Below are 26,737 nucleotides of genomic sequence, written 5' to 3' on the forward strand. Positions count from 1 at the left end.
GAATCGGTGTCGGCGAACGGTGGGTGCGCGGTGGGGGTAATCTATATACCCACACAGAGACGACATACGAACGCTATTGTCCGCGAACGCCCTTCTCGAAGCTATGCGACGCAGCCAACGGCCCGAACTGTCAGTCGAGACCGTCCACGTCGACCCCGAGGAGTGGTCGGAGATCTACCTCGTGGGCGACGTTCACGGCTGTCCCGGGGCGCTGGAGGAGCTGCTGGAGTCGGAGCTGGCCGTCGACGACGACGATCTCGTCGTGTTCGTCGGCGACCTCGTCCGGAAGGGGCCCGACAGCGCGGCCGTCGTGGACCGAGTGCGGGAGGCGGACAACCTCCTCACGGTTCGCGGGAACAACGAACAGAAGCTGTTGGACGGGGACGACAGCCTGCCCGAGCTGTCGGAGTCGGATCTGGCGTGGATGGCCGATCTCCCGTTGGCGGTTACGCTCCCGGGGACACTCGTCGTCCACGGCGGCGTGGACGCGGACGTCCCGCTCGCGGACCACACCCCCCGGGAGCTGATGACGATGCGTGCGACGCCCCACGGCAGCGGCGACCGACCGTACTGGTTCGAGACCCGGACGACCCGCCCGACGGTCGTCTTCGGTCACACCGTCCTAGAGGAGCCCCACCACACGGGCGGGGCCGTCGGCCTGGACACCGGCTGTGTCCACGGTCGCGCGCTGACGTACTACGACTGGCGGGCCGACGAGGTCGGCCAGCTCCCCGTCGACACCGTCTACGAGGAACGCCCGCCGTCGAAGCTGTTGGACGCGGAGACGCCGACCGCCGCCCGCGCCGACGACTGACCGCCTGCGGTGGCCGTAAACGTTTCTCGTTCGCGCCGAGACGACTCACGGGACGACGCGCCCACACGACATGACAGACAGAGAGAACGAACTGCGACGAGCCGACGACGACCGCTGGCCGACGGGGCTGGACGTCGACGCCCCCGCACACGAGCCCGAGACGGACGTGGACCTGCGGGATCCGGAGCTGTACGTCAACCGCGAGCTGTCGGAGCTGGCCTTCCAACGGCGCGTGCTGGAGGAGGCGCTGGACGACTCGAACCCGTTGTTGGAGCGGGTCCGGTTCCTCGCCATCGTCACGAAGAACCTCGACGAGTTCGTGATGAAGCGGGTCGGCGGGCTGAAACAACAGGTCGAGGCCGGCGTCGAGACGGTCACCGCCGACGGCCGCACGCCCCGCGAGCAGTGGGCGGAGGTCCACGAGACGCTCCGGCCGTTGCTCGCCCGCCAGGATCGGTGTTACCACGAGGCGGTGCAGCCGGCGCTGGCGGACGCCGGCGTCCGGATCGAGTCGTACGACGCGTTAGACGACGGCGAACGGGCGGCGCTGCGGACGTACTTCGAGGAGTCCGTCCTGCCGACGCTGACGCCGTTGTCGTTCGACCCAGCTCACCCGTTCCCGTTCATCTCCAACCGGTCGTTGTCGCTGGCAGTGTTGACGCGACGCGACGACGACGACCTCACCTTCACCCGGGTGAAGGTGCCGCCGAACCGTCCCCGGCTCGTCCCGTTGTCTCCCGACGGGACGGTGGGTGAGCTCGGCGACCCCGCACGGTACGTCCGGATCGAGGAGGTGATCCGGGAGAACGTCGACTTACTGCTCCCGAACGCGGAGATCGTCGACGCCGCCCCGTTCCGGCTCACCCGCAACGCCGAGGTGCGCCGCGACGAGGAGGTGGCCGAGGATCTCACGGAGATGATCGAGGAGGTGATCGAGGAACGCCGGTTCGCCTCCGTCGTCCGCCTGGAGGTCGACGCGGACATGCACCCCCACAGCCGCGAACTCCTCGCCACCCAACTGTCGCTGTCCGACCGCGAGGTGTACGAGCGCGAGGGGCCGCTCGACTACCGGGACTTCGACGTGCTCACGGAACTGGAGCGGCCGGAGCTGAAGCTAGAGTCGTGGACGCCACAGCCCCACCCTCGACTCCACCACCACACGCCGGACGGGCTGGACGACGACGGCGACCCCGGGGAGATCTTCGCCGACATCCGCGAGGACGACGTGTTGCTCCACCACCCGTACCACGACTTCGGCGAGACCGTCCAACGGTTCCTGGACGCCGCCGCCAGCGACCCACAGGTGCTGGCGGTGAAGGCCGCGATCTACCGCACCGCCAGCGACTCACAGGTGATCGAGTCGCTGATCCGCGCGGCCGAGAACGGCAAACAGGTCGCCGTGATGGTAGAGCTGAAGGCCCGCTTCGACGAACAGAACAACTTAGAGTGGGTTCGGAAGCTGGAGGAACACGGCATCCACGTCGCCTACGGCACCATCGGACTGAAGACTCACACCAAGACGGCGTTGGTCGTCCGCGAGGACGACGACGGCGTCCGTCAGTACGCCCACATCGGTACCGGCAACTACCACTCCGAGACCGCGAAGGGGTACGTCGACCTGGGGCTACTCACCGCCGACTCCGACGTCGGCCGCGATCTGGTGAAGGTGTTCAACTTCTTCACCGGGCCGGCCCTGGACGACGACTTCCGGAAGCTCCTGATCGCTCCGGTGACGATGCGGGAGGCGTTCACCGAGAAGATCCGCCGGGAGGCACAGCACGCCCGCGCCGGCCGGGACGCTCGGATCGTGGTCAAGGTGAACGGGCTGGAGGACCCCGGAATCGTGGAAGAGCTGTACCGCGCGTCCGCGGCCGGCGTCGAGATCGACCTGATCGTCCGAGACATCTGCCGGCTCCGACCCGGACTCGACGACATCTCCGAGACGGTGAACGTGTACAGCGTCGTCGGGCGCTTCCTCGAACACTCCCGGATCTACTACTTCGAGAACGACGGCGAGCCGGAGTACTTCATCGGCAGCGCCGACTGGATGCACCGCAACCTGGACAATCGGGTGGAGGCCGTCACCCCCGTCGAGGACCCGACGCTCCGTCGACAGTTGAAGTTCAACCTGGAGCTCCTCCTGTCGGACACGGTCAAGCGCTGGGAGATGCAGCCGGACGGTAGCTACGAGCGGTGTGGCCCCGAAGACGGCGTCCCGGGTCTGAACACCCAGGCGGCGCTGATGCGAGCCGCTCGCCGGGCTGCCGACGCCGAGAAGGTGCCCGTCGGCACCCCGCCGGCGTTCGACGGCGACATCGACGCCGGACTGCTCGTCGGCGACGAGACGGGGCGGGACGGGGACGAGACGGACCGGACGACCGACGACGGGACGACACAGACGGCCGACGGCGAGACGAGTCGAACGGACGGCGTCGGCGCGCTCCAGTCCGGCCACGACACGGAGCGTCCGGTCGGCCGCTTCGGCGACGACGCGCGGGACGGCGGGGCGTCCGGCACGCCCGGCGCCGGCGAGGCGGACTCGGAGCCGGAGTAGCTACGCGAACGAGTCGTCGCCCGCGTCCGGGCGTGCGACGCCGGAGAACTCGAAGCGCCCCCCGCCGACCCACGACTCCGTCACGAACACCGTCCAGTCGTTGGCGTCCACAACCGTCTCCACGGCCGTCCGGAGTGTCCCCGGCAGCGGTTCCGAGACGGGTGTGCCGGACAGTTCGGCGAACGTCTCCGTCCGGTGGGTCGCCTCGGCGCGCCCCTCGTCGACACGGCAGGACACGACGGCGCGGTGGCCGAGGTAGTCGGCGACCGACGTCGCCGCCCGCGCACCGCCGGACCCGTCTCGGCGTCGAACAGCCGCCCCGCGGCCTCGTGGAGCGCCGCGTGGCCCGTGCGGGGCGTCGCCGGTGTCTCGCCTCCCTCCGTCTCGCCGTCGCGCTCGTGCTCGAACTGTATCTGGGTGTCCGCGTGCGACTGGGAACGTGAGCCTGACTACGAGCGGGCGTGTGAGAGGTGTCGACGGAGGTAGCTCACGGGTCGGGGAGGAACTCTCGGAGGAGCCCCGCCACGTCGTTGCCGGCCTCCAGCCAGACGGTGTGGCCGTGGCCGGGCAGTCGCTCGAACCGGGCGTTCGCCATGTCCGCCGCGACCGGCTCACCCACGGACGGCGGCCGGTAGCTGTCCTCCGTCCCCCAGGCGAACAACGTCGGGCAGTCGAGCGCTCGGACGCGGTCGGGGAACACGAACCGGTCGCGGGTGCCCGACAACGGCGACCACAGCGACTCCGCCAGCGTCGCCTGCGTCTCGACCCGACCGGGCAACGCCTCGTTGGCCACCTGCACCGCCAACAGCTCCGTCGGCACCTCGCTCGCGTCGGCGACGACGCTCCCCTCCCAGTCCGACCGGACCCCCTCCGGGTCGTCGTGACGGCTCGCACGGATCAGCAGTCGGTTGAGGTACGGCACCGCCAACAACCGGAACAACACCGGGCCGGCACTCGTCAGCCCGCCGGGCGCGCCCAGCAACGCCAGCCGCCGGAGCCGTTCCGGGCGGTCGAACGCCAGGTGGAACGCCTGGAACCCACCCTGCGAGTGGGCGAGAACGTGTGCGTCGTCGACTCCGAGCGCGTCCAGGACGGCGGGGTACAACGTCCGATTCAGCTCCCGGTAGTCGACGCGACTGTAGTCGATCATGTCGGTCGACCCCTCGCCCGGCCGGTCGACCGCCACCGTCCGGTAGCCGTCCAACGCCGCCGCCAACGGGAGGAACACCGCCGCCGGCTGAGTCGCCCCCGGGAGACAGAGCACGGGCTCACCGTCCGGCGGGCCGGTCTCGACGACGCCGACCGTCGACACCGGGGACGCGTCGACCCGGAGCTCGTGGCTCCGGACCGGGACAGAGAGACTGTCGGCCAACTGCGCCTGTGCCGTCCGAAACGTCTCGCGTGGCTCCACGCTCGCCCCGACGGCGGCGGCCGACCAGAAAGTTCCGCTCGTCGGCGACCCGGCGCCGTCGGCCGTCGCCTCGCTCCAGCACGCGAACGTCCGTAGTTCGGGTCGACTGGAACACACTCACCGGCGTGTGATGGACCCGCAGACCAGTTCGAAGAGAGAGTGCGTCAGAGAGTGTGACTCCGACGACAGACCGGCGACGCTACGACGGGTCGACGGGGGTCGCCGGACGCTCGTCCCCGTGGGGGAGTTCGAGCACGATCTCCGTGCCGTCTTCGTCGTTCTGTCGGAGCCGGAGGTCGCCGCCGTGGTCGTCGATCACCCACCTGACGAGCCACAGTCCGATCCCACTGCCGTGTTGCAGTTGAGTGATCTCTCGTTGGTCGGTGACGACCGCCCACTCCATCTCCGGGATCGGAGGACCGTCGTCGCCGATCGACACCGTCGTCACCTCCGGCGTCCGTTCGACGGACACCCGGAGCGTCGGCTCCGCCGACGGATTGTGGCTCACGGCGTTGTCGAACAGCTCCGCGAGGGCGTGCTCCAGGTACTCCGTCGCCGCGATCGTCTCCGCCGGAGCCGTGTCCAGTTCCGTCCTGACGTCGTCGTACCCCGACAACGTGTCGGAGACGGCCTGGTGGATCATCCCCTCCAAGTCTACGGGGCGTTTCTTCGGTTCCTCCGACTGGAGGATCTCCTGGACCACTCCGGCCGTCTCCGAGAGGTTGGCGAGGTGTTCGGCCGCCTCGTTGATTCGCGTGATCGCCGTGTCGTTGCCGTCCAGCTTGCGGTCGAGCTGGTCCACGAACCCGCGGACGACCGAGATCTCGTTGCGGAGGTTGTGGCGGAGGACCCGGGTCAACACCGCCGTGTGGGTCTCCCGCCGCTTCAGCGCCGTCACCTCCGTGAACACGACGAATGTGTGCGTCTGGTCGTTCACCTCGTAGGGCACGTCCCTGACGACGAAGTGACGGGTCTGGCCGCCGGTCTGGAGCGTGACCTCCGCGCGTTCACCCTCGGCGCCGACCGTCGCCCGTCGGGCCGCCGTCAGCAGTTGGTCGTACACCCGGCTGTCGACGGAGAGGTTCGACAGCGTCGTCCCCGTCACCTCGCCGACCTCCAACAGGGCGTCGAACTCGTCGTTCACCCTGACGAGCTCCGCGTCGGTCGACTCACCCGTCGACGGGAGGCGGAGCTCCACCACCGGGTCCGTCAGGGCGTCGAACAACCCCCCGAACCGGTCGCGGGTGCGTTCTGCCGCCTGGCGGGCCGACAACAGGTCGGAGATGTTGTCGACGGAGACGACCGCGCCGTCGAACGCCGTGGTCGACACCGGGGTCGCGTGGATTCGAACCGGAATCTCCTCGCCCGTGTAGCGTCTGAGCTGCCCCTCCCTGACGACCACCCCCGTCCCGTCCGCCTGGAACATCGTGTCGAGGGCGTCCGAGACGACCCCGGTGTCCACCTCGTCGACCGTCGAGCCGACGAGCTGATCGGAGTCGTACCCCACGGCCTCCGCGAACGGGTCCGTCGCCAGCGTGAACTCGCGGTCCTCGTCGACGGCGAACGCCAGGTCGTCGATCTGCTCGACGAGCGCCTGGTAGCGCCGCAGCGACTGCTCGCGGGTCGCCCGGTCCAGCGCGCGTTCCGTCGTCGCCGCCAGCAGCTCCGCGAAGTACCGGTCCTGACCCGCCAGCGATCCGTCCCGGCAGCCGACGGTGATCGTGCCGCGGTCCCCCATCGGGACGTACAACGCCGTGTCGAGCCCCTCTGGCGTCGCGGCGTTCCCGCGTTCTACCGTCTCACCGCGCTCGAACGCCTCGCCGACACCCCCCTCGCCCGGTTCGTACGCCGGTCGTGGCGGGAGTGACTCCCGGGTCGACTCCGTCGACGCGACCGGGGAGAGCTCCCCGTCGGCGTGGAACCGGACGGTCGTCAGCTCCTGTTCCAGCGTCTCTGCGGCCGTCTCGGCTGCGATCCCGGCGATCGCCACCGGGTCGTCGGTGGCCATCATCCGGTGGGTGGCGGTGAGCAGTCCGTCGAACATCGCCTCCCGGCGACGTTGGTCCGTCACGTCGCGCAACACACCCACCGTCCCGCGGAGCCGATCCTCGTACGGCAACAGTGTCATGTGGTCTTCCACCGGAACCCGAGAGTCGTCCGCACAGAAGATCTCCAGTTCCACCGACGCCCAGGAGGGCCCCTCGGAGGAGAGCATCCCCCGCAGGGCGTCTTCGGCGTCCTCCACGGCGTCCTCCGGCTTGATGAACCCCGGCGGCTGGCCGACAATCTCCTCGCGCTCGTAGCCGGTCAGCTCCGTCATCGCCTCGTTGACGTAGACGAATCGCCCCTCGTCGTCCAGAACGTACACTGCGTCGCCCACGGAGTTCATCAGCTGCTCGTAGGAGGCCAGCCGCGCCTCCGGGCCGTCCGACTCCCCCGGCACCGGAACGGGCTCGTGGCCGACCCTCGTGTCGCTGTCCCCGTCGATTGACAGTTCGTCCGTGCGTCGCTCGACGGCAGCCTCGACGCGGGCCGTCAGGAACGACCACGGCGGGTCGTCGTAGTCCCACCTGACGACTGGCACGTCGGCCGTCGTCACCGTCGCCGCGACCGCCGACTCCGTCGTGACCACGACCAACGCCCCCTCGGTCGCCGCCGCGTCCGCTTCCCCCGGATCGTCGGTGAACACCGCACTCACCTCGACGGGTGCGTCCGGCGTCACCTCCCAGGCGAGTCGGTCCCCTACTTCGGAGACGACCTCGTCCGTGTCGCGCTCGAACCCCCGAACCCGAACACCGGCTGTCGTCTTCTCGGCCGTTGCTCCGCTCATTCAATTACTCTACCGTCTCTGGAGGCAAAACCGTTCGCAACCTTGCCTCGCGTGCCGGAACTGGGTGGACGCATGTGTGTCTCGGCACCACCATAAGATCCACTCGTAATAAAATTGTCCCACAACTGATTGGTACCAACGACGTGTGGAGGGCCGAAGCCGGGGTCGTGTGGAGGGCCGAAGCCGTGGTCGTGTGGGGGGCCGAAGCGGGGTCGTGTGGAGGGCCGAAGCGGGGTCGTGTGGAGGGCCGAGGCCGGGGTCGTGTGGAGGGCCGAAGCCGGGGTCGTGTGGAGGGCCGAAGCCGTGGTCGTGTGGGGGGCCGAGGCCGGGGTCGTGTGGAGGGCCGAAGCCGGGATCGTCTGGGGGAACGCGGTGTCGTGATGGTGTCGTCAGACGAAGTCGCGTCCACAGTCCGAGCAGGCGACCACGACGCTCCCGTCCACGGCGTCGCCGTGGAGGGAGCCCCCACACCACCCACAGGAGTTGGCGGCGGCGATCACACGGGCGTGTGTCAGGGTCGTCCCGTCGGTCGTCTCCGTCGTGTCTCGGCTGGGGGCTGTGGCTGCCATCACGACCAGACGTACGCACCGGGCGGGTTTCGGTTGCGGGGCTAACTACCTAGTCACGCGTCTGGCGGGACTGTTGACTACACAGACGCCGGCGCGTGTGCGTGTCGAGACGGTGACGCCGTAGTGTGTGGCAGATTTATATGAGAGGGACAGACTGAGTACGTACGTGAGCCAGGAGTGACGGAAAGAGACACCGACGACATATCGGACGTTCGGGTGCTCGTCGTCGACGACGAGAAGGAGGTCGCGGACGCCTACGCGCTGCGGCTCCGCAACGTCTGTGACGTCGAGGCGGCGTACAGCGGGCCGGAGGCGCTGGCTACGGTGGACGAGGAGACCGTCGACATCGTCCTGCTCGACCGACGGATGCCGGAGATGTCCGGCGACGAAGTGCTACAGCGCCTGGACGAACGGGGGTTCGAGGGGCGGGTCATCATGCTGACGGCCGTCGACCCCGGGTTCGACGTGTTGGACCTCCCGTTCGACGACTACCTCCGCAAGCCCGTCGAGCGCGAGGGGCTCGAGGCCGCCATCGACCACCACCGGACCGTCCTCGCGTACGACCTCCTGGGGGAGTACTTCAGCCAGGAGTCCAAGCGGGCCGTGATCGCTGCCGAGATCCCGGCGGAGGAACGCGACGGCAACGAGCGCTACTGCGAGGTGGCGGCGGCAGTCGACACACTGGAGGCGCGGATCACTCGGCTGCTGGCCGACCCGGAGATTCTGGAGACGTTCGACGACGTCAGCCGCGAGGGGATCTGACTACCGCCCCTCGCGGGCCGGCTCCTCGAAGAACGACGACAACAACTTCCGTTGGCCCGCCCGCAGGTGGTACAACAGCGTCGGCGCCGTGATCCCGAGCGACCCCGCCACCTCCTCGGCCGTGCTCCCGCGTGGCGACTCGAAGTAGTCCGCGAAGTACGCCGTCCGCAGCGCCTCCGACTGTTTGTCCGTCAGGCGGTCGCCCAGCGCGTCCCGTACGTCGCGTTCCGTCGTGACGGAGCGCTCCCGTTGTTGTTTGGCCGCCAGGTCCGCCGAGAACTCTCGTTTGATCGTCTCGGAGATTCGTCGCACGTCCTCGTTGGGCGACAGTTCGACCGCCATCCGCCCACGGCCGTCGGTGAACGACGCCGACGCGACCGTCCCGCCCAGGGCCGACGCCGCCACCAGCGGCGATTCGCCGACCAGTTCCACCTCGACGGAGCCGTCCGTCTCCCCGTCGTCGATCACGCGGGTGCGCTCGACCCCGGACTGGTCGGCCAGGTAGTCGGCGACGCCCGCGGGGTCGGCGTCCAACACGCTGACGTAACACAGCAGACGACTCTCCTCTTGGGGAACGACGCCGTCCAGCGACAGTTCCGTGCCGAACGTCGCCGAGGCGTCCGGCAGCGGCCCGGCGTCGGCGGTGTACTCCAGGGTCAGCTCCGTCACCGTGTCCGACAGGAGGAGGTTGCGGTGGCGAGCGGCGTTGATCGCGAAGCCGGCGACCCGGCCCAGCGTCCCGAAACTGGCCCGTTCTCGTCCGGAGAAGGCGTCCGCCTCCGTCGCGTACACGCCGACGACGCCGTACACCGTGTCGCCGTACACGAGCGGAATCGACAGCAACGACTGGATCCCGTCGGCGAACGCAGTCTGACGCACCGGCTCGGGCACGGACGGGTCGTCCGCGACCGGTTGGACGAGCCGCACCTCCCCGGTCTCCATCGCGCGCTCCTCCGGACCGACTTCGCCGGCGTCGAGACTCTCCCGGATGCGCTCAATCGCGCCGTCCGTCGCCCCGGCCGACGCCCGGATCACTACGTCGTCGCCGCCGATCTCCCGCTCGCCGAACCAGGCGAAGGCGTACCGATCCGTCTCGCCCAGCCGGGTGACGACCGTCTCGGCGATTCCCTCGCGGGTCGTCGCGCCGACGAGTTCCACCAGAATCGCAGACACGAGGTCGGATATCACCGCCATCCGGTCCAGCTCCGCCCGGAGTCGGTCCGCTTCCTGTGCGTGTTCGCGTCTGTCCGTCACGTCCTCGACGTACACCCGGACGCGGTCGGGCCCCGGCGACACCGTCACCGAGAACCACTGCCCCAGTTCCGGGTAGTACTCCTCGAACGTTCGGTCGCTCGGCTCGTCGGCCTCGAACGTCCGTGGCAGGGTGCGTTCGACGGAGTGAGGAAACGCCTCGGTGACGCCGTCGCCGACGGGGTCGTCCGCCGCCAGCAGGTCGACTGCCGTCCGGTTGGCTGCGGTCACTCGCCCGTCGTGAGTCACGTCGAGCACCCCGACGGGGCAGTCGGACAGCCCGTCCATCGTCGGGAACTGACCCGCGCAGCCTATGTGTCTGTCGGTGCCGCGAGCGACGGACAGGCCACCTCGAAGCGTGCGCCGGCGTCTGTGCCGTCCGTCACGCGGACGGACCAGTCGTGGACCGCGACGATTCGGGCGACGATGGCCAGCCCGAGTCCGGTCCCGTCGTCGCCGGAGTAACCGGACTCGAACACGCGGTCGCGGGCCGCGGGCGGGACCCCCGGCCCGTCGTCTTCCACCGCGAAGCCGTCGGTCGTCTCGACCATCCGGACGGTCGGCGCCGGCCCGGCGTGCTCGATTGCGTTGCGGAACAGGTTCTCGAACAACCGTTCCAACGCCGCCGGGTCGCCCCGGGCCGACAGCGACGACGGCGCGACACGGAGCCGGGCGTCACCCGTGGCGACGGCGTCCCAGGCGCGCCGGGCGACCGCGACGAGGTCCACCGGCCGTGCGTCGATCCCGTTGGCTCCCGCCAGCGTCAACACGCCGTCGACGATCGTCGCTATCCGGTCGTGGGCGTCCGCGACCGCCGCCAGCCGCTCCGTCTCCCCCGTCTCGCGGGCGACACGCAGGTTCGCCTTCGCCACGTCCAACGGGTTCCGGAGATCGTGGCCCAGGACGCTCGCCACCGCCTCGCCGTCCAGACCGTCGACCGTCTCCTCGGTCGTCGTCTCTCCCGTTCCCTCGTCGGCCCGTGCGGGCGGGGACGGCAGGTCGACGAACTGGACGCGGCCGCTCGTCGGCCCGTCGTGGGTCGGTCGGACGAGCAGGTCCGGGTCGTCCCCGTCGTCGGTGACGGCGTACCGGTCGTCGTCGTCGCCGGCCGCGATCTCGCGTGCGAGCGTCGCCGGCGCCGGCCGTTGCAGGATCTCCGCCAGCACCGCAGACAGTCGACGCTCGCCGGGGTCGCCGTACCGGGTCCGGAACCGCTCGTCGGCCCCGACGACGGTCGCACGCCCGTCGGCGACGCGAAACGACAGCGTCGGGTCTGTCACGTCGCACGCCGGGGCCGTCTGTGGAGGGGTGTGGTCGCCCGTCATCGTGTTGTATCGTTCGACACCGCAGCGTCGCGGCGTCACTGTGGTTACAAATAGTACGGTGGCCCGCTGTTTAATCGGGAGGGCTAACTACACAGAGACCACCGTTCGTGGCTAGCCCGGAGCGCGAACCGCCGCAATCGGAACCGACAGGTCGCTGGCGCCCGGAGCTACAGTCGAATGGAGTACGACGCAGTCGTGTTCGACATGGACGGGGTGCTCGTAGAGCGGACACCGGGGTGGGTGTTCGACGAGGCGGCCGAGACCGCGCTCGCGGCCGCTGGAGTCGAGGAGCCGACGGAGTACGAGTTCCACGCCGTTCGGACACTCGACACCACGGTCGAGGCGGCGACCGACCACTTCGAGACGGAGCACGGCGTGACGTTCGCCGACCTGTGGACCCACCGGGACAGACTCGTGACCACCGGGCAGCGGACGGCCGTCGCTCGCGGAGAGAAGACGACGTACGAGGACACCCACAGAGTGACCGAACTGCCGGCGGCGACTGCCGTCGTCTCCAACAACCTCCAGGCGGCCGTCGAGCACGTCCTGGGCGCGTTCGACCTCGCCGACCGGTTCGACGCGCTGTACGGGCTCGACCCACACCTCTCCGACCACGAGAACCGGAAGCCGGACCCGACGTACCTCCGGCGCGCGCTCGCGGCCGTCGACGCCGACGACGCCGTCTACGTCGGCGACCGCCCGAGCGACGTGCGGGCGGCCCACCGCGCGGGCGTCGACAGCGCGTTCGTTCGGCGCCCGTTCGCCGAGGACACGACGTTCGAGGACGTGGAACCGACGTACGACGTGGCGTCGCTAGGGGCGTTCGAGGCGGCGATTCGCGGGTCGTGAACGGGGCCAGTCACGCCACTGCCGCCTCGGGCAACTAACACCTCGGCGGCGTCACGCCACTGCCGCCTCGGGCAACTAACACCTCGGCGGCGTCACGCCACTGCCGCCTCGGGCAACTAACACCTCGGCGGCGTCACGCCACTGCCGCCTCGGGCAGTCCCAACACCTCGGCGGCGTCACGCCACTGCCGCCTCGGGCAGTCCCAACACCTCGACGGCGGCCGCGGCGACCTCCGGCACCTGGTCGGCGGGCGCGTACACCCCCATCCGCCAGCCGCCCCGGCGGGCCGCTCGGAGTCCGGACACCAGGTCCGAGGCGTCCTCCAGGCGTTGGACGACACCGTCGACGACGACCCGGCTGTTGGCCTCCTTGAACCGTGGCCGTGAGGGCACGTCGACGACGACGGTGTGTTCTTCCACGTCGGCGCGCTCGGCGATCTCTCGTTCTGCGTCGCGTTCGTCCGCGTGGTCCATGTCGACCACCGTCGCCGGCACCTCCTCGACGCCGGCCCACACGGCTCGCTTGAACAGATTCCGGTACTCGATCCGACGGCCCAGCTCCGGAACGGACTCCCGGAGTGCGACGAGCAGGTCGTGGTCGGCCATCCGCCGGAACGCCGCCACGTCCGTGTCCGTCCGTGCCAGGAGTCGCTCGGAGGCGCGTTCCAACATCGCGCCGGCGATCCGAGAGACGTGGTGGCGGTAGACGGTCGAGTCCATCAGCGCCCGCGCCAGCAACAACGACTCCGCCGTGGCGACGTTCCCCTCCGCGAGCACGAGCTCCCCGTCTGCGTACTCCAGCTCCCGGACGAGCCGTTCGTGGTCGATGGTGCCGTACGGCACGCCGGTGTGGTGGGCGTCGCGCACGAGGTAGTCCATCCGGTCGACGTCCAGCTCCCCGGAGACGAGTTGACCGAGCTCTCCCTCGCCGCGGACGAGCGTGGCGACCCGGTCCGGCGAGAGGTCGTGGTCCCGGAGGACGGCCCCGATCTCCGTCGTCTGTAGGAGGTCACCCAGTTCGTCGTGGTCCCGACCGGTTCGCCGTTGGATCACCTCCTCCGTCTGGTGGCCGTACGGTCCGTGGCCGACGTCGTGGACGAGCGCGGCCGCGCGAACGTGGCGAGCGCGGTCCCCTTCGATCCCGAGCGACGACAGCGCGCGCGAGGCGAGGTGGTAGACACCCAACGAGTGTTCGAACCGCGTGTGTGACGCGGAGGGGTACACGAGCCGGACGGTCGACAGCTGTTTGATGTGGCGGAGTCGTTGGACGGCGTCCGTGTCGAGCAGGTCCGCGGCGACCGGACAGAGAGTGACGTAGTCGTGGACGGAGTCTTTGATCGCAGTCACACACTCGGGTGGTGGCGGTCGGGTGGAAACTCTGTCGTTGCGGCCGGGCGCCGTCGGAACGGTTCTGTACCCGTGACAACATTTAACACGGTACGCGACTCAAGCGCACACGATGTCGCAGCGTCCGTTCGTCTGTGTCGACTGCGGGTGCAGTGTGAGCGCCGCCTCCTTCCGGGCGGCGTGTCCCGACTGTGGCGGTACTCTCTCCGAGCAGTCGCTCGAGGAGGTACGAGCGGGCGGCCAGTACCGCGAGGCGTAGCGAGTTCGGTCGACAACGCTCTTCTCCGTGTGGCTCGGACGTGACCGCGTGAGCGACGACACAGCCACCGACGGGGACGACCCGACCGCGATCGACACGGTCGCGGTGACGGTCGCGGACGTGGTCGCGGCCGTAGAGGCGCGCGACCGGAACCGCCGGGACACGGTGTTGCGGATCACCCCGCCGTTCGCCGGCCGGATGCGCGCCAGACTCCACGTCGACGGCACGGAAGCGACGTACGACGAGCCCGCACCGCTCCACGTCCACCCCCGGAGGTTCGTGACGGACGTGCCGCCGTACCCCGGGAGCGACCCGGAGACGTGGCGCTCTCGGGTCGCGGACTCGCTGCGAGAGACGACGACACTCGACACCGACCACGGGGAGGTCACCGTCCGCGTGGTCGGTCTCGGTGCGTCTACAGCCGAGTGAGTTCCTTGGCTCGCGGTCCCTTCTCTGCCTGTTCGATCTCGAACTCCACCTCCTGCCCCTCCTCTAGGTCGGGGCCGCCGACGTCTTCCATGTGGAAGAACACGTCCTCGTCGGCGTCGTCCGTCTCGATGAAGCCGTAACCACCCGTGTCGTTGAAGAACGCGACCGTCCCTTGCGCCATTCGCTGATACCTCACCGGGAACGTCTCCGCCGAACCACAAATATCTACGGGCCGACTCGCCGGCAGTTTTCGGCCGTGGGGCAGACCTCGATACAGACTGGGAGCGCGCTCGGGGTCTGTCGGGCACGAGCGAACCCGCACCCGGCTGCGTTCGCCCGGTTCACGGAGAGCGGTAGGGACTCGGCGCCGATCCACGACTCTCGGGAGGCCGGTGATCGACGGCTCGCCGAGTTTATCCCGCTCGGTCGTGGAGTCGGTCGTATGAGCGAGACGAGCCGCGTGCCGGCGGACTGCCCGGCCTGCGGGACGGAGACGGTCCACGAACTGCTGAAGCCCGGGGGCCAGGCGACGGTGCGGTGTACGGAGTGTGACCACACACACAAGACGGAGCTGTCGGAGCCGGAGACGACGGAGGTGGAGGTGATCGTCTCCCAGGACGGGGAGTCCTGGCCGACGACGACGACCGTCGAGCCGGACGAGGAGTTCGCCGTCGGCGACGAGTTCGTCGCCGAGACCAGCGAGGCGATCCAACAGGTCCGGGTGACGAGCGTCGAGGTGGAGAAGGGTCGCGCGGAGTCGGCGACCGCCGAGACGGCAGAGACCGTCTGGACCCGATCCGTCGACAACGTCGGTGTCGACATGACGATCCACCCGAACGACGGCCGGAAGCGAGAGAGCCGGAGCGAGAAGCTGTACGTCCCCGGGGAGTACGAGTTCGCCGTCGGGGCCGCGGAGACGTTCGGCGACGAGGAGGTGGAGATCGTCGGCGTCCACGTCCGCGACGACGCCGACGGCTACCCGTACGACAAAGCCGACTCCGAGGGCCAGAGCGTGTTCGCCAAAGACGTGAAACGAGTGTTCGCCCGCGACCAGGTGACGAGCGCCTGGTCCGGGTGGTAGCTACGGCTCCGCGTCCGTCGCGTCCTCGATCCCGGCGTCCGTGATTCGGAAGCGGGCGCGCTCGCCGGCCGGCTCCGAGCGGTGTTTCTCCACGGTCGCACGGCGGTTGCCGCCGCGGAACCGTTCCAGCCGGACGACCACGCCGGTCCAGTGTTCCAGCGTGTTCCCGCCCAGCGGCCGCGTCCGGTCGCTCTCCGGGTCGGAGAACACCTGGTTGGTGACGATCACCGCGAGGTCGTGGCGACGGGCGAGCGACAGGAGGTGAGTCACCTGGCGGCCGACCGCCCGCAGCGTGTCGCCTTCCGACCCTTCGGCCGTGCGTTCGAGGCGGTAGAAGCCGGTCGCAGAGTCCAACACGATCAGTCCGACCTGCTCGGCGAACGCCTCCGTGTCGCGGACGGCCTCCGCCTGCTCGTCGAAGTCCGTCGCCTCCGTGACGATGAGCCGTTCCGCGACCGTCTCGACGGACGCCTCGTCCGTGCGGGCGGCGACGATGTCTCGGAACCGCGCCACGGACAGGTCCTCCGTGTCGACGTACAACACCCGCTCGCCGTCGACGGCAGCCGCCGCCGCGACCGTCAGCGCGACGTTCGTCTTCCCGGAGGCCGGCGGCCCGTACAACTGGGTGACGACACCCCGTTCTACCCCGCCGCCCAACAGGTCGTCGAACGCGTCACAGCCGGTCGTGAGCAGGTCAGACACGGAATCGAGTGGGTCGTGCCGGTACAAGAACCTCCCGGACGGTGTGTACAGCGACGACTTGAGTCTCGGGAAACCTCAAGTCGGCAGCCGGAGTAGCGGGCGGCCGTGAGCCGATACACGACAGCTCTGACGATACTGTTGGTCGTCCTGGCCGGCTGTGCTGGCGGGAACTCCGTCCAGACCGGCGCAGAGTCCGGTGCCGGCGGCGGCTTCACCCTCACCGGCGAGGCCGACGCCGCCCGCGCGACGCCCGTGGAGTCGGGCGCGGCCGACGGTGCCGAGTACGGCGCCGCCGACGACACCGCACAGGTCGATCGGGGCCGCGAGCTGATCCGAACCGCACGGGTGGGGATCGTCGTCGACGACTTCGAGACCGCCCGCGAGCGGCTGGCGGCGTACGCCGAGTCCACCGGCGGGTTCGTCGGCGACTCCACCCGTCGCGTCGAGGGAGCGGGCAACCGGACCTGGACGGTGGGTCGCGTGACGCTCCGGGTTCCGACGAGCAACTACACGGAGGCGCTGGCGGTGGTCAACGAGACCGGGGAGGTGCGGGCCTCCGAGCAGTCCACCCGGGACGTGACCGACCAAGTGGTGGATCTGGAGGCACGCCTGGAGAACCTCCGAGAGGAACGCGACCAGCTGCGGGCGCTCTACCGCCGAGCGAACACGACGGAGGACGTGCTCGCCGTACAACAGGAGCTGTCGCGGGTCCAGACGGAGATCGAACGCACGGAAGCACAGCTCCAACAGTTGGAACGACAGGTGGCGTTCACGACGATCACCGTCGAGATCCGTGAGCCGCGGCCGGACCCCCCCGACGACCTCGGGACGGCGTGGTACGACACCCCCGTCACGAGCGCGTTCCTGGAGTCGATCGACGGTGTCGTGGTGTTCCTCCAGAGCACGGTCGTGTTGACGGCGTACGCGCTGCCGTACCTGGTCGTCGTCGGGCTGCCGCTGGGAGGCGGACTGTACGCAGTCCGGCGATACCGTCGTCGCCCGACGACGGAGTCGACGGCGAACGGCACGGGGACGGCCGACGGCGACTCCGGCGGCACCGTCGACCTAGAGAACGAGCCGGACGACGACGACAACTGAGACCACCCCGACGACTCGGCGACCGAGACCACCCCGACCACAAGCTATTTTCCGACGCTGTCCCGACGGCCGGGTGCGGGGACGGAACTACTCTCTCCACACCCACACACTCACCGTCCCCGGCCGCCGTGAGCGTCCGACCGGCGGAGCCGGTCACGACGACCGATAGCCTGTCACTTACGTGACCGGGCACCGACTGGCCGGCGATGGCCGTTCCCGAGCCGACACCGGTCCCCTTAGAGACCCACTACGACCTGACGAGAGTCGGATCGACCGCCCTCTCTCCGGACGGCGACCGCGTCGCCTTCACCGCCGTCGAGGCCGACCCGGACGAAGAGGAGAACGTCACCTCGTTGTTCGTCGTCCCGACGGACGGTTCGCGGGCGCCACACCGACTCACCCGCGTCGACGGCGCCAGCAGCCCCGCCTGGGGCCCCGACGGCGACCGACTCGCCTTCCTGGCGACCCGCGAGGAAGACACCGACCGGCGGGTGGGACACGACACGGACGAGACGGACGACGACACGGCGGCGGACACCGCCGACGTAGACGACGCCGGCGACGACACGGACGAGACAGACCCCGACGACACGGACACGGGCGACAGCGCGGGCGGCGACGAGCCGACACCACAGGTCTGGCTGTTCGACCTGGCGCTCGGCGGCGACGCCCGCCAGGTGACGGCGTTCGCGGAGGGCGCCCGGTCGTTCGACTGGGGGCCGGCGGGCGACCGACTCGTCGTCGCCGCCCGCGACCCGACCGAGGAGGAACGGGCGTACCTGGACAGCCGCGAGGACGGCGGGCCGGTCGAGACGGAACGACTCCAACACAAGCTCGACGGGGTGGGCTACCTCGACACGGTGGACACCTACCTCCACGTCGTCGAACTGGACGGCGAGACGGAGCGACTCGACGACGCCTACGGCGCGAACGGGGCGTTCGGCGAACTGTACGGGCTCCAGCCGGCGTGGGGCGACGGCGGCCGGATCGCCTTCCTCTCGTGTCGGGGCGACCGACCGGACGACACGCTGGCGACCGACGTGTACACGATCCGGCCGGACGGCTCTGCTCTCCGGCGGGAGACGGACGGCGACGTCGCCGCGTCGGCGCCGGAGTGGGACCCGACGGGCGACCGGCTCGCGTTCGTCGGACGCGACCCGGAGAACTGGTGTATCCCGGCGCAGGTGTACGTCACCGGACCGGACGGCCCGCGGCCGCTGACGGCGGATCTCGACCGGACGGCCGGCGGCCGGTTCCACTGGACCGACGAGTCGACGCTCGTCGGCCAGATCGGCGACGAGGGGCGGACGCGGCTCGTCCGGGTGGGAACGGACGGGACGGTCGAACGGATCTTCGAGGCCCAGGGCACCGACCGCGCGCTCGCGGGGTTCGAGTACGGCGACGACCGGTGTGCGTTCGTGTTGTCCGACCCGTCGGACGGGCGGGACGTGTTCGCCGTCGACACGGCGGACCTGGACGCGACGACGGAGCCAGCGTCACTCACCCGGCTGTCGGCCACCGACGAGTCGTTCCTCGCCGACCACTCCACGCCGGAGGTTCGGCGAGTGTCCTGGGAGAGTGACGACGCGGAGATCGAGGGCATCGTGTACAGCGATCCGGCGGTCGACCTCTCCGAGGGCGATCACCCAGTCGTCGTCGCCATCCACGGCGGTCCGGTGAGCTACGACGAGCCGGAGTTCTCACACGCCCACACCGTGTTGACCTCGCGGGGGTACGTCGTGTTCCGCCCGAACTACCGGGGCGGCTCCTCGTACGGCCGCGAGTTCGCCGAGACGCTGCGTGGCCAGTGGGGCACCCACGAGGTGACGGACATCGTCACCGGGGTGGAGTCGTTGGTCGACCGCGGCTGGGTCGACCCCGACCGTGTGTTCGGCTACGGCTTCTCGTACGGCGGGATCGCACAGGGGTTCCTCGTCACGCAGACGGACCTGTTCACCGCCGCCGCCCCCGAGCACGGGATCTACGACCTCCGGGCGTCGTTCGGCGCCGACGACAGCCACGCGCTGGTGAGCGACGAGTTCGGCCTGCCGTGGGAGGAGCCGGAGACGTACGACGCCGCTTCCGCGATCACGGACGCCGGCGAGATCGACACCCCCCTGCTCGTCGCCGCCGGCGGCCGCGACTGGCGGTGTCCGCCCAGCCAGTCCGAACAGCTGTACGTCGCCGCCCGGAAACAGGACGTACCCGCGCGGCTCGTCGTCTACGAGGACGAACACCACAACGTCGGCGAGCCGGAGCGGGCGATCCACCGGATGGAGGAGGTGTTGGCGTGGTACGAACGGTTCGACCCCGCCGTCGACGGAGACGGTGAGGATCCGCACGGGCGGAGTGAGGACGACGACGCGGACGACGCCACAGACGAAGACGACACAGACGGCGACACCGGCGGTGCCGAGGAGTCGGGAGCGTAGCGGCTACAACACCAAGTCCCGACACAGCGCGTCGAACTCTCCGTCGCCTGCGAGCCGGCGCTGCCGTGCGGCGCCGGACTCCCGCTCTAACAGCTCAACGAGCGCGTCCGTGCCCAGTCGGTCCGTCTCCCGTTCGACGTGGTCCGGCAGCGTGACGAGGCTGTCCCCGTCGCGGTCGAGGAAGTCCGCGTCGTGGCCGTACCGCATCGCGCGCCACTTGTTCTCGTCTAGGAGCTCCCGGCGGAGCCCGCGGCCGTCGCGGTCGACATCGACGGTCGGCGGGGCCGTCGGCTGCGTCTCGTCTTCGTACCGCTCGGCGAGGTCGACGACGAGCGCCCGGACGTACTCCGCGACGGTCGTGACGACATCGGGGTCGGACTGGCCGTCTGGCACGCGCACCTCGACGGTGCCGTGTTCCGTGTGGGGTCGCACGTCGAACCAGAGCTCTCCTCGGTCGCGGACGCGGTCGGCCTCCAGCATCCGGCGCTCGAACCGGCGGAACGACTCGAAGTCGTCGAACCGGGTCGGGACGCCGGTGTTGGGCAGCGCCTCGAAGATCTTCGCCCGGGCGGACGCGAGCCCGGTGTCGAACCCGTTCCAGAACGGGGAGTTGGCACAGAGCGCCAGGAGCGGGCCGAGGAACCACCGGGCTTGGTTGGCGACCCACACCGCCTTGTCCGCGTCGTCGACGCCGACGTGGACGTGGACGCCGGCGGTCGTGTTGCGGTGTTGGGGGAACTGGATGCGATCGAGCTGCGAGCGGTAGCGGGGCTTCTCCGCGTGGTCGAGCTCCCGCCACCGAGCGGCGGGGTGGAGGCCGGCGCCGGCAATCCGGTAGCCGTCGGCGGCGGCGTGGTCGACGAGCGCGTCGCGCGTCTCGTGCACCTCTGTGGCGATCCGGTCGGGGGTCGGCGTCTCGATCGTCGGCGTCTGCGTCTCGATCGTGAACGCGAACAGCTCGTGTGCGAGACGGTCGGCGAGCCGGGCGGGTGGCTCCCGGTCACCGTACACCAGGTCGTCGATCCCGGCGGTCGGTCGGCCGGCGTCGTCGACGATGTAGAACTCCTCTTCGACACCGAGACTGCCAGTGCGTGTGAACGCCTCCGACCCTTCCATCGCTGTGTGGTTCGGCGGCATCACTGAAATACCCCCTGACTCGGCCACCGTCGGCGACGGAGCTTCTTTGAGTGTTCGGCCCGACCCGCCGAGAGACGGATGACAGACGACGACCCAACGGACGGGAACGTGGTCGACGGGCCGCCCGCGAGCGACGGCCACGAGCCGGCAGACACGGAGTTCGGCCGGATCATGGAGAAGTTCGCCGGCTCGCCCGGCCAGCAGACGGTGGTGAGACTCCTGTTGGAGCGGGGGTTCTCCGTCAACGCGGACGGCCGGGTCGTCTCCGGCGGCATCGAGATCCCGGACACGGGGATCGCCCGCGAGGCGGACGTCGACCGGCGTGTCGTGGACGCCACCACCGACGCGATCCTCCAGGACGACGAACTCCGGCGGATCTTCCGGAACATCACGGCCGTCCCGAGTCTGATGGATCTCGCGCCCGTGCTCGGGCTGACCGTGCTGACGGTGGAGGTGGGGGAGCCGGAGGCGGCCGGCGTCGTCGCGGAGATCACCGGGCTGCTCGCCGAGCGAGACGTCCCGCTGCGACAGGTGCTGTCGGACGATCCGGAGTTCGCCGACGAGCCGGAGCTGTACCTCATCACGGACCGCGAGGTGCCCGGAGAGCTCCTCGTCGAGATCCGAGAGCTGTCGTACGTCCGGAGCGTCGAGTTCTGACCGGGAGCAGAACGCACTTGCGCCTCCGGACCGAGTCGTCGGGCGTGGAGCCGTACCGCACTGTCGCCGAGCGCGCGACCGCGAGCTTCGAGGTTCGCGGCTCGGAGTTCCTGGGTCACGTCGCGCCGGCGAGCGACCCCGGGGCCGCCGAGTCGTTCGTCGAGACCGTCCGGACGGAGTACGACGACGCCACCCACAACGTCCCCGTCTACCGGGTGCCCGCTGACGGGGAGTCGGGCGCCGAGGTCGGTGACACCCCGACCGGGGGCGGGCTGCTCCGAGAGTACGAGAGCGACGACGGGGAGCCGTCCGGCTCGGCGGGCAAGCCGGCGCTGAACGTGCTCCAGCAACGAGACCTCCGTAGTCTCGTCTGTGTCGTCACGCGCTACTACGGCGGGACGAACCTCGGCGTCGGCGGGCTGGCCCGAGCGTACTCTCGGGCGGTCAAAGACGCCGTCGACGCCGCCGGCGTGACGGAGCGGCGCCCGCGCGAGCGGTTCGCCGTGACCGTCGCGTACGACGACTCCGGGACGGTCCGGGGGTTGTTGGAGGGTGCCGACGCGGAGTTCGAGGCGGCGTACGCCGAGCGGGTCGCGTTCGACGTGGCCGCGCCGACGGAGACGGCCGCCGGGCTGCGCGACCGGATCAGGTCCGCCACCTCCGGCCGGGCGGAGATCGACTGACCGACGACTACGGCTGTTCGTTCAGCTTCGTCCGGGCGATGCTCACGCCGGTCGGCGCGATGATCAGTTGGTCGTCACCCTTCCGGACGATGTCGCCGTCCACCTCCTTGGTCACCTGGCGGAGCTCGTCGATCAGGTGCTCGGTCGTCCCGTCGGAGGTGGAGTGGCGGGTGATGTCGGCGATGACGAAGTCACCGTCGTAGACCGCGTCTTTGATCTCGATCACGTCCGTCTGGTCACCCAGTTCCGCGATGTGGACCTGCATCGCCGCCGTCCCCCGTTGCGTGTCGAAGTCCTCGGCCTCGAGTTCCACGTAGTCCCCGGCGGACCGCCCGTCTTCCCCGCCGAGAATCTTGCTCATGATCCCCATACTCCACCCACGGGTACGGCGGTGTTAAGAACTTACGTCAGACACACACGAGTCACGGCGAGCGAAACCCCTACGACGCTGCGTCGCCGACGGACGGACGATGGAGCGCACGGCCGCACTGGACCGCGTGGAGGCGATTCTCGACACGATCGAATCCGAACCCACCCCGGTCCCGGTGAGAGAGGTGTGGGTGTACGGCGACGTCGCGTTGGGGCTGGACCCCGTCGACCGGCTGGACGTGTACGTGACGAAGGACCTCCACCTCCGTGGGGACGACGACGCGGCCGCGGAGTTCCGGGCCGAACACGGCGTCGACGGGGTCGGGCAGTCCGTCTCGGCGGAGTGGGCCCGGGCGTTCCCGGAGCACCTCCGGGCGAACGACACCGGCCACGCCGCCCCGGAGAAGTGTCTGGCGGCACACCTCCTGCCGGACGACGAGCCGATCCACCTGGAGGTGTGTAACGCGCCGTTCGACGACAACGTCACCCGTCGGCTGCAGGCCGCGCTGGACCGCGAGCAGTACGCCCAGGTGTTGGACCCTCGGGGGGTCCAGCTGTGGGCCGACGGCACGCGCGCGACGGAGACGCTGGAGAAGCTCCGGGCGGGGGAGCTCCCGTTCCCGACGCTGACGGGCGCGTTCGAGATGCTGGACGTGGCCGACGACACTGCCACGGAGATCGCCGAGGCCGTCCGGGGCCACCGCCAGGGCCAGGAGTCCGCGACCGTCCGTGGCGACGTGGTGTGAAGGACGGAGTTTTTCGCCGTCGAACCCGGACGGGTCGGGTATGAGCGACTCCGGCGACGGCTTCGACCGCGAGGCGGAGCGACGCAAGCTGGAAGAGAAGTACGGCGACGACGCCGAGCGCCGCCAGTCCACCCAGCGCATGAGCGACCTCCTGTTGAAGGGGGCGACGATGACGAACAGGCACTGTGACACCTGTGGCGACCCCATCTTCCGCAAGGACGACCAGGAGTTCTGTCCCACCTGTTCGGCGGAGGGGCAGGCGGCCGAGGGTCAGGCGGCCGAGGGGCAAGCAGCCGACGGGCAGGCGGCCGAAGGGCAAGCAGCCGACGGGCAGGCGGCCGAAGGGCAAGCAGCCGACGGGCAGGCGGCTCGAGAGGCGAGCGAGTCCGAGGAACCCGCCGCGGCCGGCGGTCAACGACCGCCACAGCAGGGACAGGCGAGCACGCCGGAGCGCGGGCGCACCGAGAACGGTCGCAGAGCGGCCGACGCTTCTAATAGCGGCCGCACGGCGGCCGACGCTCCCAACAGCGGCCGCACGGCGGCCGACCCTTCCAACAGCGGCCGCACGGCGGCCGACGCTCCCAACAGCGGCCGCACGGCGGCCGACGCTGCCGGCGACGCCCAGCCGACGCCAGCGCAGGGGCACACGACACAGTCCGGCGGGACACAGACGCACGAACGGCAGGGCCGCGGTGGCGACGCCGCCACCGGTCGGCAGCCCGCCGGCGACGCTGCCGACACTGGACGGCGAGAGCCGGCGACACGACGACGGTCGTCACCCGCGGGCGGCGACCTCGCGGCTGCGCGGGCGGCGTTGACGGACGCGATCGCGGAGCACGCGACCCGCGGGGCGGAGGCGACGGATCCGCGGACGGCGGCGGACCACCTCTCGGCCGCACGGGAGGCGGCCGAGGCGCTGTCCGCGCTCCGGCAGTGAGTCCGAAGAGCAGTTGTACCGCGGCCGTGTACACCGGCGCATGAGTGACGCCGGGGGAACCGACCGAGCGGAGACGGACGAGCGCGGGAGCCGGGACGTCGTCGTGCCGATGCCGATCTACAAGACCGTCACCGTCTTCTCGACGCTGTTGGCGGTCGTCGGCGTCGTCGGCGGCTTCGTGTTGCTGGACGCCGCCGTGATGACCGGCGGTGTCGTCCGCTTCGCCGTCAACGCCGTGTTGTCCGTCTTCGCCGTGCAGGTGTCGCCGGGGGTGTGGGCCACACTCCAGCCCGTCTTCGCCGTGCTGGGGCTGGCCGGCATCGCGCTCGGGGCGGTCGTGTACGTCCTCGGCTCTCGGTTTCGGGCCGAAGGGATGGGTGAGGACGGTGACGACGAGCCCGACGAGCCGCCGGCCGACGGCGCCGCGGAGTGAGACGGAAACGCTCAAGACGACCCGCGCCCGACGCCCGGTAATGGCCGACGAGTTCATGAAGGGGCTGGGTATCTTCACCGGGGCCAGCCTCGCGTGGATGGTGCTCGCCGGGTGGTACCGCACCACCTCCTTCGAGAGTTCCCGCCAGCTGATCGCCGCGCCGTCGGAGCCCGCCAACGTGTTCGACGCCGTCGGTATCTTCCTCAACGACGTGTTCTTCTGGATGGCGATCGTCGGGCCGCTGACGTTCTGGGTGCTCGTGCCGGCGCTCCGGCGCGCCCAGGAGGCGTTCGCGGAAGGCTCCGGGAGCTGAACGGACGCAGAGACCCGGACGGGCGTCAGGCGTCAGTCGTCGCCTCGCTCCGGCGTCCCTCGCGGAACGCGCGTCGGACCCAAGCCGACGCAATCTCCGGGCCGGGTGAGTCCGACTGTCGTCCACGGAGGTTCGACACCGTGGTCTGGGTTGCGAGGAGGAGGACTCGCTCGTGGCCGTGTTCTGCGCTCACCCGTTCCACGCGGTCGAGCGTTGCCGCAGCCCGGTCGCCCGTCTGTCGGGCGCTGGCAACGAGAAACGCGAAGACGCCGACGGCGAGGGCAGCCGTCGAGCCGGTGTCGACCACGAGCAGGAGAGCGACGGCCGGGGTCAGGAGCACGGCGAGCAGTGCCGCGAGCGTCTGTGTGGAGCGTGCGACGAGACGGACGGCTGTCGGGGCGAGAAACGCGGCCGCGACCGTCGTCGCCACACCCGTCGCCGAGAAGACGAACGCCGTCGCAGCGACGGCGACCCACTCGACGAGCGTAGAGACGAGCCCGCCGGTCGAAAACAGGCCCGACGACGACCCCTCGACTCGGTAGACGGGCGTCGACCGGTCCGTCTCCAGTCTGTCGGCCGCACACTCCTGTGGCGAACTGATACTCCGCGTTCCGAGCGCGTACAGAGCGTAGCCCACCAGACTGTAGAGGCCGAACCCCGTCGCCGTCGCCGGCGACCGGAGGAACGCGCGAGCCCACGCCGTCAGGCCGAACTCGTCGTCCGAGGACTCCACGAAGACGGCGTCCGCGTCCGTCTCGTCGACGCGCGCCGACAGCTCCCGTTGGAGGATCGAGAGCCGGTCGAACCCGGCGGCCGCGAACAGATCCAGTGTGACACTCATACGCGGGAAAGTATCGTCGCTCGTGTATAAATCTACTTCTACTACCGGTATAGCCGCGTCCGAGACACAGATATTGCATACACAGACCAAAATGCTCTTTCGACGGCTAACGTTCACGTACAGCGCTTGCACCGCACGTCGTAACAAGCTCATTTCGCTCCAAATAGAAAGGCTTAATTATCACCTCTCAATTCTAACTCATGCATGACGCAAGGTGACGGTGACTGGTGACGGCGACGGTTTCACCACCCAGGAGATGGACCGGTTCCGTCAGGTGATCCGCGAGCGTGCCGCCCGTGACCTCGCGGCCACCGAGGAACTGAGTGCCGAAGGTATTCCGAGTTGGCTGTCCAAACTTCCGACGGCACTACCGCTTGAGTTCTGCGCACAGGTCCCATTTGCAGACAACGTGTGCATGAAGGCTCCATCTCCGGTCAGTATAACTTCGTACCAATGTGGCGGCCTGACATACAGTGGATTAAGAACCCGCATGGCAGTCGGCTGGGGGCCGGGCGTTGAGATTGAGAACGGAACCATCGGCGGAACCGTTCGGTACAAAGCAGCGTTGAACCTCATTATCGACCCGTCAAAGCCGTGTCCACTCGCTCTCAAGCTTGAATCCGGAACTGGAGAAGAAGTCTGCATCAGCCCTCAAAACTGTACTATTTCTCCGAAGGAGACCGTCGTCGCGTTGGCCAATGACCTCTACGACACCGTCTACGATGCCGTCAAGGACGGGTTCCAGCAGATCGGCTACGTTCCGCCAGAGCAGGTGCTGATCGCTATCACTGCGTTGGCGTGTATCGCGTACGCAGTGTTAATCGGCGCCTCGGTGCTGCCGGGGCCAGCCAGCGAGTGAGGGTCGGATTAACCACAAGACACAGGTTAGAGATCGCTTGTGCCAATTTT

Annotated in this window: 28 protein-coding genes; 16 read left to right on the forward strand and 12 right to left on the reverse strand. The window is 69.5% G+C overall.

The genetic code is table 11. The features are described from left to right. The first annotated feature begins 103 nt into the window (after window positions 1-103). Both RYH79_RS10795 and ppk1 read left to right on the forward strand, forming a co-directional pair. On the forward strand, window positions 104-814 hold the full coding sequence (locus RYH79_RS10795; protein WP_370898970.1) for a metallophosphoesterase: 711 nt from the start codon (window positions 104-106) through the stop codon (window positions 812-814). A gap of 70 nt (window positions 815-884) precedes the next feature. Continuing rightward, complete coding sequence (gene ppk1, locus RYH79_RS10800) at window positions 885-3,368, forward strand: polyphosphate kinase 1 (protein ID WP_370898972.1); 2,484 nt, start codon at window positions 885-887, stop codon at window positions 3,366-3,368. Here the strand turns inward: ppk1 and RYH79_RS10805 are convergent, their stop codons facing one another. The 4 genes from RYH79_RS10805 to RYH79_RS10820 all read right to left on the reverse strand — a co-directional run bounded on the left by RYH79_RS10805 (window position 3,369) and on the right by RYH79_RS10820 (window position 8,178). Continuing rightward, window positions 3,369-3,605, reverse strand: a complete 237-nt coding sequence (locus RYH79_RS10805) for a hypothetical protein (RefSeq protein WP_370898974.1) — start codon at window positions 3,603-3,605, stop codon at window positions 3,369-3,371. Window positions 3,606-3,855: 250 nt separating this feature from the next. Continuing rightward, a complete protein-coding gene (locus RYH79_RS10810) occupies window positions 3,856-4,779 on the reverse strand; it encodes an alpha/beta fold hydrolase (protein WP_370898976.1) in 924 nt (307 codons plus the stop codon). A 199-nt stretch (window positions 4,780-4,978) separates the two neighbouring features. Then, window positions 4,979-7,609: a sensor histidine kinase gene (locus tag RYH79_RS10815; protein WP_370898978.1), complete on the reverse strand. Its 2,631-nt coding sequence runs from the start codon at window positions 7,607-7,609 to the stop codon at window positions 4,979-4,981. A 389-nt stretch (window positions 7,610-7,998) separates the two neighbouring features. After that, window positions 7,999-8,178 (reverse strand): hypothetical protein, encoded by a 180-nt coding sequence (locus RYH79_RS10820; protein WP_370898980.1) that lies wholly within the window; start codon window positions 8,176-8,178, stop codon window positions 7,999-8,001. Window positions 8,179-8,355: 177 nt separating this feature from the next. Between RYH79_RS10820 and RYH79_RS10825 the strand changes: the two genes are divergently transcribed. Continuing rightward, on the forward strand, window positions 8,356-8,940 hold the full coding sequence (locus RYH79_RS10825) for a response regulator (RefSeq protein WP_370898982.1): 585 nt from the start codon (window positions 8,356-8,358) through the stop codon (window positions 8,938-8,940). On the opposite strand, the gene RYH79_RS10830 is transcribed toward RYH79_RS10825, so the two are convergent. Next, entirely contained in the window at window positions 8,941-10,479 is a 1,539-nt protein-coding gene (locus RYH79_RS10830) for a bacterio-opsin activator domain-containing protein (protein WP_370898984.1), read from the reverse strand. A gap of 23 nt (window positions 10,480-10,502) precedes the next feature. Then, window positions 10,503-11,471, reverse strand: a complete 969-nt coding sequence (locus RYH79_RS10835) for a sensor histidine kinase (protein ID WP_370898986.1) — start codon at window positions 11,469-11,471, stop codon at window positions 10,503-10,505. Window positions 11,472-11,693: 222 nt separating this feature from the next. On the opposite strand from RYH79_RS10835, the gene RYH79_RS10840 reads away from it, so the two are divergent. After that, entirely contained in the window at window positions 11,694-12,365 is a 672-nt protein-coding gene (locus RYH79_RS10840; RefSeq protein WP_370898987.1) for an HAD family hydrolase, read from the forward strand. A gap of 176 nt (window positions 12,366-12,541) precedes the next feature. On the opposite strand, the gene RYH79_RS10845 is transcribed toward RYH79_RS10840, so the two are convergent. Beyond that, window positions 12,542-13,711 (reverse strand): HD domain-containing protein, encoded by a 1,170-nt coding sequence (locus RYH79_RS10845; RefSeq protein ID WP_370898989.1) that lies wholly within the window; start codon window positions 13,709-13,711, stop codon window positions 12,542-12,544. A 112-nt stretch (window positions 13,712-13,823) separates the two neighbouring features. On the opposite strand from RYH79_RS10845, the gene RYH79_RS10850 reads away from it, so the two are divergent. Together RYH79_RS10850 and RYH79_RS10855 are read left to right on the forward strand one after the other, a co-directional pair. Further along, window positions 13,824-13,970 (forward strand): hypothetical protein, encoded by a 147-nt coding sequence (locus RYH79_RS10850; protein WP_370898991.1) that lies wholly within the window; start codon window positions 13,824-13,826, stop codon window positions 13,968-13,970. Between the two features lie 48 nt (window positions 13,971-14,018). Next, the gene (locus RYH79_RS10855) at window positions 14,019-14,399 is read left to right on the forward strand and encodes a DUF8009 family protein (protein ID WP_370898993.1); all 381 of its coding nucleotides are present in this window, start codon (window positions 14,019-14,021) and stop codon (window positions 14,397-14,399) included. Here the strand turns inward: RYH79_RS10855 and RYH79_RS10860 are convergent. Further along, a complete protein-coding gene (locus RYH79_RS10860; RefSeq protein ID WP_370898995.1) occupies window positions 14,386-14,580 on the reverse strand; it encodes a cold-shock protein in 195 nt (64 codons plus the stop codon). The two genes, RYH79_RS10855 and RYH79_RS10860, sit on opposite strands and share 14 nt — an antisense overlap. A 261-nt stretch (window positions 14,581-14,841) precedes the next feature. Here RYH79_RS10860 and RYH79_RS10865 point away from each other — a divergent pair, with 261 nt between their 5' ends. Next, the gene (locus tag RYH79_RS10865) at window positions 14,842-15,480 is read left to right on the forward strand and encodes an HVO_0476 family zinc finger protein (RefSeq protein WP_370898997.1); all 639 of its coding nucleotides are present in this window, start codon (window positions 14,842-14,844) and stop codon (window positions 15,478-15,480) included. Here the strand turns inward: RYH79_RS10865 and radB are convergent, their stop codons facing one another. Continuing rightward, complete coding sequence (gene radB / locus RYH79_RS10870) at window positions 15,481-16,182, reverse strand: DNA repair and recombination protein RadB (RefSeq protein WP_370898999.1); 702 nt, start codon at window positions 16,180-16,182, stop codon at window positions 15,481-15,483. It lies immediately after the preceding gene. Between the two features lie 105 nt (window positions 16,183-16,287). Here radB and RYH79_RS10875 point away from each other — a divergent pair, with 105 nt between their 5' ends. Together RYH79_RS10875 and RYH79_RS10880 are read left to right on the forward strand one after the other, a co-directional pair. Next, window positions 16,288-17,280 (forward strand): DUF4349 domain-containing protein, encoded by a 993-nt coding sequence (locus RYH79_RS10875; RefSeq protein WP_370899001.1) that lies wholly within the window; start codon window positions 16,288-16,290, stop codon window positions 17,278-17,280. A gap of 206 nt (window positions 17,281-17,486) precedes the next feature. After that, window positions 17,487-19,712, forward strand: coding sequence for a S9 family peptidase (locus tag RYH79_RS10880; RefSeq protein ID WP_370899003.1), 2,226 nt, complete (start codon window positions 17,487-17,489; stop codon window positions 19,710-19,712). Window positions 19,713-19,715: 3 nt separating this feature from the next. On the opposite strand, the gene RYH79_RS10885 is transcribed toward RYH79_RS10880, so the two are convergent. Continuing rightward, entirely contained in the window at window positions 19,716-20,849 is a 1,134-nt protein-coding gene (locus RYH79_RS10885) for a glutamate--cysteine ligase (RefSeq protein WP_370899005.1), read from the reverse strand. A gap of 171 nt (window positions 20,850-21,020) precedes the next feature. Here RYH79_RS10885 and trpY point away from each other — a divergent pair, with 171 nt between their 5' ends. Together trpY and RYH79_RS10895 are read left to right on the forward strand one after the other, a co-directional pair. Further along, complete coding sequence (gene trpY / locus RYH79_RS10890) at window positions 21,021-21,506, forward strand: TrpY family transcription regulator (RefSeq protein WP_370900866.1); 486 nt, start codon at window positions 21,021-21,023, stop codon at window positions 21,504-21,506. 44 nt (window positions 21,507-21,550) lie between these two features. Then, window positions 21,551-22,189 carry an IMPACT family protein gene (locus tag RYH79_RS10895; protein ID WP_370899007.1) on the forward strand — a complete coding sequence of 213 codons (639 nt, stop codon included), beginning with the start codon at window positions 21,551-21,553 and terminating at the stop codon, window positions 22,187-22,189. A gap of 7 nt (window positions 22,190-22,196) precedes the next feature. Here the strand turns inward: RYH79_RS10895 and RYH79_RS10900 are convergent, their stop codons facing one another. Beyond that, window positions 22,197-22,559 carry a cell division protein SepF gene (locus tag RYH79_RS10900; protein WP_370899009.1) on the reverse strand — a complete coding sequence of 121 codons (363 nt, stop codon included), beginning with the start codon at window positions 22,557-22,559 and terminating at the stop codon, window positions 22,197-22,199. Window positions 22,560-22,659: 100 nt separating this feature from the next. Between RYH79_RS10900 and RYH79_RS10905 the strand changes: the two genes are divergently transcribed. Genes RYH79_RS10905 through RYH79_RS10920 form a run of 4 tightly spaced genes read left to right on the forward strand, consistent with a single transcriptional unit; the run spans window position 22,660 to window position 24,987 of the window. After that, on the forward strand, window positions 22,660-23,304 hold the full coding sequence (locus tag RYH79_RS10905; protein ID WP_370899011.1) for a DUF7095 family protein: 645 nt from the start codon (window positions 22,660-22,662) through the stop codon (window positions 23,302-23,304). A gap of 40 nt (window positions 23,305-23,344) precedes the next feature. Continuing rightward, window positions 23,345-24,241: an Sjogren's syndrome/scleroderma autoantigen 1 family protein gene (locus tag RYH79_RS10910; protein WP_370899013.1), complete on the forward strand. Its 897-nt coding sequence runs from the start codon at window positions 23,345-23,347 to the stop codon at window positions 24,239-24,241. A gap of 40 nt (window positions 24,242-24,281) precedes the next feature. Further along, window positions 24,282-24,674 carry a DUF7315 family membrane protein gene (locus RYH79_RS10915; protein WP_370899015.1) on the forward strand — a complete coding sequence of 131 codons (393 nt, stop codon included), beginning with the start codon at window positions 24,282-24,284 and terminating at the stop codon, window positions 24,672-24,674. 40 nt (window positions 24,675-24,714) lie between these two features. Next, window positions 24,715-24,987, forward strand: a complete 273-nt coding sequence (locus tag RYH79_RS10920; RefSeq protein ID WP_370899017.1) for a DUF7314 family protein — start codon at window positions 24,715-24,717, stop codon at window positions 24,985-24,987. Between the two features lie 25 nt (window positions 24,988-25,012). Here the strand turns inward: RYH79_RS10920 and RYH79_RS10925 are convergent, their stop codons facing one another. Next, entirely contained in the window at window positions 25,013-25,828 is an 816-nt protein-coding gene (locus RYH79_RS10925; RefSeq protein ID WP_370899019.1) for a hypothetical protein, read from the reverse strand. A 220-nt stretch (window positions 25,829-26,048) separates the two neighbouring features. Between RYH79_RS10925 and RYH79_RS10930 the strand changes: the two genes are divergently transcribed. Further along, entirely contained in the window at window positions 26,049-26,687 is a 639-nt protein-coding gene (locus RYH79_RS10930; RefSeq protein WP_370899021.1) for a hypothetical protein, read from the forward strand. Window positions 26,688-26,737 lie beyond the last annotated feature (50 nt).

The organism is Halobaculum sp. MBLA0143 (genome assembly GCF_041361465.1).
Taxonomy (GTDB): Archaea; Halobacteriota; Halobacteria; order Halobacteriales; family Haloferacaceae; genus JAHENP01.